This window comes from Anaerosporobacter sp. (assembly GCF_965301125.1).
Window position 1 is genome coordinate 1,267 of sequence record NZ_CBDLAM010000140.1, and the last position, 9,459, is coordinate 10,725.

Below are 9,459 nucleotides of genomic sequence, written 5' to 3' on the forward strand. Positions count from 1 at the left end.
CTAATAGCACGAAGATAGCTCATACCTGCTTTGGCTGATTCTTTCATAACATCTCCTCGTATACCAGTAAGCTCAAAACTACCTTTACCAGGCATCACATTTACTTCAATTTGTAAAGTATCTCCACCGACGCTTGTCCACGCAAGTCCTCTTACGATACCGATTTCATCTTCCTTGTTAATTTCATTGAATCTATAACGTTCTTTACCAAGATATTTCTCAAGGTTCTTTTCTGTAATCTTAATACTATTTTTGTCGTTCTCTAAGATTTCTCTTGCGACCTTTCTGCAAATTTCGCCGATTTTTCTCTCTAAGTTACGAACTCCAGCTTCTTTCGTATATCCAGTAATAGTACGGCTAATTGCTTTGTCCGATATACTTAACTGTTCTTCCTTTAGTCCGTTCTTTTTAATTTGCTTCTTAATAAGATGTTCTTTCGCTATATGCACTTTTTCATTTTCTGAATAGCTATTCACCTCGATTAATTCCATACGATCTAATAATGGACGAGGAATTGTTTGAACGGAATTTGCTGTAGCTATGAACAAAACTTCAGATAAATCTGTTGGTATCTCGATATAATGATCCACAAATCGCTTATTCTGTTCTGCATCTAGTACTTCTAATAATGCGGAGAATGTATCACCTTTGTAATCGTTACTCACCTTATCAATTTCATCTAATAACATGAGTGGATTCTTAACCCCTGCATTCTTAAGTCCATTGATAATACGTCCCGGCATTGCTCCTACATACGTTCTTCTATGACCGCGAATCTCTGCCTCGTCACGTACACCACCTAAACTAATACGAACGTATTCTTTATCTAATGCCTTCGCAACAGAACGAGCTATAGAAGTCTTACCTGTTCCAGGAGGACCAACCAAACAGATAATTGGACTTTCACCTTTTTTCGTCAAACTACGCACTGCTAGGAATTCAATAATACGATCTTTCACTTTCTTAAGACCATAATGATCTTCATCTAGTACTTTCTTCGCATTCTTAATATCCTTATTATCTTTACTTACTTTATCCCAAGGAAGAGCTAAAAGTGTCTCAATATAACCGCGTAAGACAGAACTTTCTGACGAATTGTTACTCAAATTCTTATAACGTTCAATTTCCTTTTCAATTTGCTCTTTCACTGACTTGGAAGCTTTCAGCTTCTTGACTCTTTCTAAGAATTCTTCTGCCTCTGTAAGAGAATCTTTATCTCCTAGTTCCTCGCGAATTATCTTAAGTTGTTCTCTCATGATATATTCTTTTTGGTTCTTATCAACTTTCTCCTTAACTTTCGCTTGGAATTCTTTTCTAATTCTAAGAATCTCAATTTCATTCGTTAAAGCTACGCAAGTTTTCTCATAGCGCTCTGATATATCGCAAAGCTCTAATAACGCTTGTTTTTCTTCATAACTAAATGAAATATTGGAAGCAATCGAATTTAATAAATGCCTAATATCTTCATCTAATAACATTGATTTCAAGTTATCTTTACTTAATCTTGGATTCTCTAGGGCATATACCTCAAGAATACTTTTTATCCCTCTAATATAAGCTGTAATCTCTACCTCAGAAAGATCCTCTAGCCCTGTATCTTCCATTACCTCGACCTCACCATATAAATAAGGTTGATCTGTGTATATTTCACTAATCTGCCCACGCTCTAGTCCATGTACCATAACACGGATTACATCACCTGGAAGTTTGATTAATTGCTTGATTTCAGCCACAGTGCCAATCTGATATAAGTCATCAATTTGTGGATCTTCAATATTAGGATCTTTTTGCATTAGCAACAATACTTGTTGGTCTTGTTCCATAGCCGTCTCTACAGCATTGATGGTAATCTTTCGATTAATATCAAAGTGAATTAATGTATCTGGTAAGATTGTCATTCCACGTAATGCTACGATTGGCATTATTTTGCGTATCTCAGTCATACTTATCCCATGCATATCACAAACTTACTTGTGATATTTGCAAAATAAATGAGTTGAAGAATGTTTTCGCATGGCTCCTTTCATAAATTTAGTATCTCTTCAACTTTTTATAGTTTTGTATTAGCTAAAAAGTCCACTAAAGTATTACCTTCAGCAGACTTTTTTATAATTATGCAATTTCATTGCTATTCTTTTTCGGAAGTCTCTTTGTTGTAGTTTTTTTAACTGCACTATCTTCAGAATAAATTAAGATAGGTTCTTCTAAACCTTGTGCAGCTGCTTTTGTGATAATACACTTGGCTATTTTACTATCCGAAGGAATTTTGTACATAGAATCCATCATGACAGATTCCATAATTGCACGTAATCCTCTTGCACCAGTTTTTCTCTCGAAAGAACGTTTTGCAATTTCTCTAATTGCATCTTCTTCAAATTCTAATTCAACACCATCTAATTCAAACAATTTTTTATATTGTTTTACAATTGCATTCTTAGGCTCTGTTAAGATATGATATAATGCCTCTTCATCAAGTAAGTCAAGTCCGACATTTACAGGAACACGCCCTACGAACTCAGGGATTAATCCAAACTTAACAAAATCCTGTGGCAATACTTGTTTGAATAATTTACCTATATTTTCTTTATCAATTGCAGCAATTTCCGCGTTAAATCCGATTGATTTATTGCCAATTCTAGATTCGATAATCTTTTCTAAACCATCGAACGCTCCACCGCAGATGAATAAGATATTAGAAGTATCAATCTGGATGAATTCTTGGTGTGGATGCTTTCTTCCACCTTGAGGTGGAACATTAGCTACTGTACCTTCAATAATTTTAAGTAAAGCTTGTTGTACACCTTCTCCAGATACATCTCTTGTAATGGATGTATTTTCTGATTTTCTAGTGATTTTATCTATTTCATCGATATATATAATACCGTATTCTGCTCGTTCAATATCGTAATCTGCTGCTTGTATTATTTTTAATAGTATATTCTCAACATCTTCACCTACATAACCAGCCTCTGTTAATGTAGTAGCATCTGCAATTGCAAATGGTACATTAATTAATTTAGCTAATGTCTGTGCTAGATAAGTTTTACCGGAACCTGTTGGTCCTACCATAATAATGTTACTTTTCTGTAACTCTACATCTAAATCTTTCTCTGCAAGTACTCTCTTATAGTGATTATATACAGCTACTGCCAACACTTTTTTCGCTTCATCTTGACCAACAACATACTGGTCTAAGAAATCTTTGATTTCTTCTGGTTTTAACAAATTAATACCATTCTCTTGAATTGTATCATCAAATTCTTCTTCAATAATTTCTGAACAAATCTCTATACATTCATCGCAAATATATACGTTAGGTCCTGCTATTAATTTTCTTACTTGGTCCTGCGTCTTATTACAAAAAGAGCATCTCAATTGTTTTCTTTCATCTGCTCGGTTAGCCATGAAATACACCTCCATTTTAGTAAATATAGTAAATCCACAACAACAGATTCAAGACTGAACCTGTTGCCATGGTTACTATTCAGTCGTTCTGCCTTCAATATACCTTGCGGTTAGTGTTGGCTGAATAGTATATTATTATGTTACTATTCTACTACAATATTTTTACTATCTACTTGTAATTATACTATCAATTAGGCCGTATTCTTTAGCTTCTTCTGCAGTCATATAATTATCGCGCTCTGTATCAACTTCAATAACTTCAACTGGTTTACCAGTATTCTGAGCTAAAATCTCATTTAATTTCTTCTTTGTACGTAAGATATTATCTGCAACGATTTTAATGTCAGTAGCTTGACCTCTAGCACCACCTGAAGGTTGGTGAATCATAACTTCTGCATTAGGAAGTGCAAATCTCTTTCCTTTCGCTCCACCAGCAAGAAGGAACGCTCCCATGCTTGCTGCCATACCCATACAAATTGTAGAAACATCTGATTTGATAAACTGCATCGTATCATAGATAGCCATACCAGCAGTAACAGAACCACCCGGGCTATTAATATACAAGCTTATATCTTTTCCTGGATCTTCGGCTTCTAAGAATAATAATTGGGATACAATAAGACTAGCAGAAACGTCTGTTACCTCTTCTCCTAAAAATATAATTCTTTCTTTCAGAAGTCTGGAATAAATATCGTAAGATCTTTCTCCTCTACTTGTCTGCTCAATGACATAAGGTACTAAACTCATACTTAATCCTCCTTATCTTTATTACTCCTATATCGTGGAAATGCTGATTTTTTTAAAATCAGCATTTATTTTAATAGTATAACTTTTAAATTAAGCCACTATTTCTTGTTAAATTATGCTGCTTGAGAAGCTTCTACTACAAAATCTACAGCCTTTTGTACAGCCATATCCATCTTCATTTGTTCTTTTTCTCCATCGCCAAGAAGTTCTTTTAATTTATCAACTTCCATCTTGTATGCTTCAGCCATCTTTGCGATTTCTGTATCTAAATCTTCATCAGATACAGTGATATTCTCAGCTTTAACGATAGCTTCAAGTACTAATCTGCTTTGGATACGTTTTTCAGCTTGTGGTCTCATTTGTTCAAATAATTTTTCTCTTGTTAATCCAGTAAAGCTGAAGTATTGTTCAACAGTTAAACCTTGTTGTTGTAATCTAGCTGCAAAGTCTTCTGCCATTTGTCTAACTTGTGTATTAATCATTGCTTCTGGAATTTCCATAGTTGAATTTTCAATGATTGTTTCAATGATCTTATCTTCTTTTTCGTTATTAGCTGCAGCTACTTTTTTCTCTAATAAAGAAGCTTTGATATCAGCTTTATATTCATCTAAAGATTCGAATTCAGATACATCTTTAGCGAAATCATCATTTAATTCTGGTAATTCTTTTGCTTTAATTTCATTGATTTTTACTTTGAACATTGCTGGTTTTCCAGCTAATTCTGGAGCATGGTATTCAGCTGGGAAAGTAACGTTAACTTCAACTTCTTCTCCAACTTTTTTACCAACTAATTGATCTTCGAAAGTATCGATGAAAGAGTGTGAGCCAAGAGTTAATGGATAAGCTTCACCTTTTCCTCCTTCAAATGGAGTTCCATCTACAAATCCTTCAAAATCGATTGTTACAATATCGTTTAATTCAGCTGCTCTATCTTCAACTGTGATAGTTCTAGCGTTTTGTTCTCTAACTTTATCTAATTCAGCAGTTAATTCTTCTTCTGTTACTTCTGTATTAGCTACTTCTACTTTAACGCCTTTGTATTCGCCTAAAGTTACTTCAGGTTTCACTGCAACTAAAGCTGTAAAGATAAATGGTTTGCCTTTTTCAATTTGAACTACATCGATTTCTGGTTGAGAAACGATATCTAAGCCACTTTCAGAAGCTGCATTTTCGTAAGCTTCAGGAATGATTGAATTTGCTGCATCTTCATAGAAAACACCAACACCATACATTTTTTCAATGATAGCTCTAGGAGCTTTTCCTTTTCTGAATCCTTGAATAGTCATTTTTCCTCTATTCTTAAGGTATGCTTTTTGGATTGCAGCTTCAAATTCTTCTGCTGTAGCTTCTATAGTAAGCTTTACCATGTTTTTTTCTAACTTTTCAACTTGTAAACTCATTCTAAGATTTCCTCCTGTATTTAACACTTTCCTTTTTAACTGTATTCTTATACAGTCTTGTGTATTGCAAGCAACTGATTTTGTGCATTGCTATATTATATCATATATAATTGGTAATTACAAATTAATTTTCTTAGCGGAAATATAGTAAAATTAACTATTCTCCTTTGACATAACCCTTGTCTTTTAAGATATCAATTACCTCATATACACACTTTCTACATTTTTCTTCTGTCTGCGCTTCAACCATGACACGTAGTACTTGTTCTGTACCACTTTCACGCACAAGAATTCTACCATCATCACCAAGTTCCTCAGTGATTTTTCTAACAGCGTTTTGTACATCTTCGTCATTCTTTGCTGTAGGTTTATCAAACACTTTTACATTCACTAATAATTGTGGGAAAATTGTAACTTTGCTAACTAAGTCAGATAGTTTTTGTTTCTTTTCTAACATAACTTCCATTAATTTAAGTGAAGTTAGAATACCATCCCCTGTAGTTGCATGTTTACTGAAGATAATATGGCCTGATTGTTCCCCACCTAATGAATGTCCGTTAACAACCATATTTTCATTCACATACTTATCTCCTACTGTTGTCTTTTCATAACTAATTCCGGCCTTATCAAAAGCTTTATATAGACCGATATTGGACATAATCGTAGTTACCACAGTATTATTATTAAGTTCGCCACGTTCTTTTAGATATGTCCCACATAAGTATAGTATTAAATCGCCATCGATAATATTCCCTTTATCATCCACTGCTAAACATCGATCCGCGTCACCATCGTAAGCAAAACCAACATCTAATCCATTGTCTATAACGTATTTTTGTAAAACTTCAATATGGGTAGAGCCACAATTGTTATTAATATTGGTACCATCTGGCTCATTACTGATTGTAAATGTCTTAGCACCAAGTGCATCAAACACACCCTTTGCAACGGTTGTAGCAGAACCATTGGATAAATCAAGACCGACTTTAACTCCTTTGAAAGAACGTGTAGCAAGTGACATTAAATAGCCAATGTAACGATGTCTTCCAACCGAATAATCCACTGTTCTACCAATATCTGTACCAGTAGCTAATGGAATATCATCTACCTCTTTATCAATATATTCTTCTATTAACTGCTCTACTTCTGCTTCTAATTTGTATCCATCTGCATTAATAATTTTAATTCCGTTATCATAATATGGATTATGACTAGCTGAAATCATTATACCACAATCAAAATTCTCACTACGTACAACATACGATACACTTGGCGTTGGTGTTACATGTAATAAATAAACATCAGCACCACTGGCAGTTAAGCCTGAAACTAGTGCGTATTCAAACATATAACTAGATCTTCTTGTATCCTTACCGATTACTACCTTCGCTTTATGATCTTTTCCAAAATAATATCCTAAATAGCGTCCTACTTTATAAGCATGAACTACTGTCAAATCAACATTTGCTTCCCCACGGAAACCGTCAGTACCAAAATATTTTCCCATTGCATTATCCATGTATCATATATTCTCAAGACATAACTTGACAATGAAAGTACATGGCTCCTTTCATGATTGCTTTATATCAATATATAATAATTGTTTTTATTGTATTCTAACATATTTACAAATCAAGTCAAGTGGTAACGTAGGCTTAAGATGCATTGCGTGTTTTGTGTCATAGTGTGTTAGCTAAGAAGCATAAATATGTACAAAGAGTTTTGCCTTCCTAAACACAAAAAAACATCACCAAATACGTACGATTGAGGCAATTTGATCATTTCTTCTCTCATAGCACTAAGTAAAGCCGATACAAAGTAGTAGGTGCTTTCTCAACACAATCATAAATACATGGCGATGTTTCTTCATTATAGTAAAGCTACACCGTTATTACGCTAAAGCTTTACATTTTTCAACCAGAAAGGTTGCTGATTAAACGCTAGAAGAACCACCTGACATAGTTTCTTCTTGTTTTTTAATCATTTGACGAACCATTTCTCCACCAACAGAACCATTTTGAGCACTTGTTAAGTCTCCATTATAACCTGCTTTTAAAGGCACTCCAAGTTCTGATGCTACTTCCATTTTGAATTTGTTCATAGCTTCTTTTGCTTGTGGTACTTCCATTCTGTTAGAACCGCTATTATTGTTTGCCATTATAATGCACCTCCGTGGTTAAATAAGGACTGACTTCTTTGTGAAATCGTCCGTTGGATTTGTCTCAGACACCGTTTGTGATGTCTGTAATATTATTGTTACCCAGAAGCAAAATATTATTATGGTAAGTTATGGTCTAGCGTTCTTTTTAAACGGAATTTGAGGTTGGTACTATCATTTTAGAATGATACATACCAACCTCTATCCTAGTGTATCTTTGAGGATATTCTGCTCTTGAATATACCTATTTTTTTCACACTACTCGATAAGCGGCTACTAACATACGCTTATCAAGGTTTCGCTCATATTAAGTCTTCCTTCTCCAAACGATGCATTTCGCTACTTATCTTACTTCTAGTATTACACAACACTGAAATAATTATGCTCTACCAAAGATAAATTCAATGTTTTTTCACATAATTTTCTTTTTTTAAACATACATTGTTATAATCCATTCTATAACTGAGGTATCACATGGACGCATTTTATGAATTTATAAAAAGTACGAATCAAATCGTCTGGGGACTTCCTATGATTTTATTGCTCCTTGGAACTCATATCTTCTATACTATCAAATTGCATTTTATACAAAGGTTTACATTTCGAGGTATTCGTCTAAGCGTTCAAAAAGATGACTCCACAGATGGAGAGGTCAGTAGTTTTGCCTCACTTGCAACCATATTAGCAGCTACATTAGGTACTGGTAATATCATTGGTATCTCAACAGCAGTCGCTTTAGGTGGACCAGGGGCAATCTTTTGGTGTTGGATTACTGGAATATTCGGTATGGCAACTTCTTATGCCGAATGTTATCTCGGTATTAAATTCCGAAAAAAAACACCAACAGGTAAATATGTCGGTGGTCCTATGTATGTTCTTGAACAAGGTCTTCATTCAAAAAAACTTGCCATTATCTTTAGTCTATGTACGTTAGCGGCTTCCTTTGGTGTAGGTTGTACCACACAAGCGAATTCCATAACAACTACAACATCTTCAACATGGAACTTGTCTCCATCTACTGTTGGTTTCATAACTGCCATTGTATGCGGACTTGTTATTGTAGGTGGTGTCAAATCAATTGCTAATGTGTGTACTAGGCTTGTTCCAGCAATGGGTGTCTTTTATATCATAAGTTGTTTTGTTATATTATTTCTCAACCGCAACTTTTTATTACAATCAATTCAAGTTATTGTATCGTCTGCTTTTTCTGCACATGCAGCTACAGGTGGCTTTATTGGAAGCACAATTATTATAGCTGCCAGACAGGGTGTTGCCAAAGGTCTCTTTACCAATGAAGCTGGTTTAGGTTCTGCGGCCATAGCAGCGGCAAGTGCTAAGACTGAAGATCCCAGCAGGCAAGCGCTTGTTTCTATGACCGCAACTTTTTGGGATACTGTTGTTATGTGTGCTATTACTGGTTTAGTAATCGTCAGCAACCTATTGCGTTTTCCAAACTCCGCTGATGGGTTAAGCAATGCAGAACTAACAACTGCTGCATTCGCTATCATTCCTTTCGGCAAAGTCCTTTTAAGTTTTTCTTTGATTGCATTTGCAATAGCGACTCTTATAGGTTGGTCATTCTTTGGAGAAAGTGCAGCGTATTACCTCTTTGGCGAAAAAGGAATACAACTATATAAAGTATTCTATATTGTTATGATTTATGTAGGAGCAGTTTTATCCCTAGATTTAGTATGGGAGCTCTCTGATTTAGTTAATGCCATCATGGCATTCCCAAATTTAGTGGCACTT

Annotated in this window: 7 protein-coding genes; 1 reads left to right on the forward strand and 6 read right to left on the reverse strand. The window is 34.7% G+C overall.

What is annotated here, in order from left to right; all coding sequences use genetic code 11:
- From lon to ACW2QF_RS14160, 6 genes are all read right to left on the reverse strand, one after another.
- The coding region (lon, locus tag ACW2QF_RS14135) for an endopeptidase La (RefSeq protein WP_455716652.1) at positions 1-1,943 on the reverse strand (1,943 nt) is incomplete at its 3' end.
- Positions 1,944-2,112: 169 nt separating this feature from the next.
- Entirely contained in the window at positions 2,113-3,405 is a 1,293-nt protein-coding gene (gene clpX, locus ACW2QF_RS14140; RefSeq protein ID WP_455716653.1) for an ATP-dependent Clp protease ATP-binding subunit ClpX, read from the reverse strand.
- 165 nt (positions 3,406-3,570) lie between these two features.
- Positions 3,571-4,152: an ATP-dependent Clp endopeptidase proteolytic subunit ClpP gene (clpP, locus tag ACW2QF_RS14145; RefSeq protein ID WP_455716654.1), complete on the reverse strand. Its 582-nt coding sequence runs from the start codon at positions 4,150-4,152 to the stop codon at positions 3,571-3,573.
- A gap of 113 nt (positions 4,153-4,265) precedes the next feature.
- Positions 4,266-5,552 carry a trigger factor gene (gene tig, locus ACW2QF_RS14150; RefSeq protein ID WP_455716655.1) on the reverse strand — a complete coding sequence of 429 codons (1,287 nt, stop codon included), beginning with the start codon at positions 5,550-5,552 and terminating at the stop codon, positions 4,266-4,268.
- A 157-nt stretch (positions 5,553-5,709) separates the two neighbouring features.
- Entirely contained in the window at positions 5,710-7,059 is a 1,350-nt protein-coding gene (glmM, locus tag ACW2QF_RS14155; protein ID WP_455716658.1) for a phosphoglucosamine mutase, read from the reverse strand.
- 426 nt (positions 7,060-7,485) lie between these two features.
- Positions 7,486-7,710 (reverse strand): small, acid-soluble spore protein, alpha/beta type, encoded by a 225-nt coding sequence (locus tag ACW2QF_RS14160; RefSeq protein WP_455716656.1) that lies wholly within the window; start codon positions 7,708-7,710, stop codon positions 7,486-7,488.
- A gap of 474 nt (positions 7,711-8,184) precedes the next feature.
- Here ACW2QF_RS14160 and ACW2QF_RS14165 point away from each other — a divergent pair.
- A partial coding sequence (locus ACW2QF_RS14165; protein WP_455716657.1) for an alanine/glycine:cation symporter family protein occupies positions 8,185-9,459 on the forward strand: 1,275 nt, incomplete at its 3' end.

Bases quoted from the DNA above. Each gene is read 5' to 3' on its own strand.
- ACW2QF_RS14160 (WP_455716656.1), bottom strand. From the start codon at position 7,710: ATGGCAAACAATAATAGCGGTTCTAACAGAATGGAAGTACCACAAGCA.
- glmM (WP_455716658.1), bottom strand. From the start codon at position 7,059: ATGGGAAAATATTTTGGTACTGACGGTTTCCGTGGGGAAGCAAATGTT.
- tig (WP_455716655.1), bottom strand. From the start codon at position 5,552: ATGAGTTTACAAGTTGAAAAGTTAGAAAAAAACATGGTAAAGCTTACT.
- clpP (WP_455716654.1), bottom strand. From the start codon at position 4,152: ATGAGTTTAGTACCTTATGTCATTGAGCAGACAAGTAGAGGAGAAAGA.
- clpX (WP_455716653.1), bottom strand. From the start codon at position 3,405: ATGGCTAACCGAGCAGATGAAAGAAAACAATTGAGATGCTCTTTTTGT.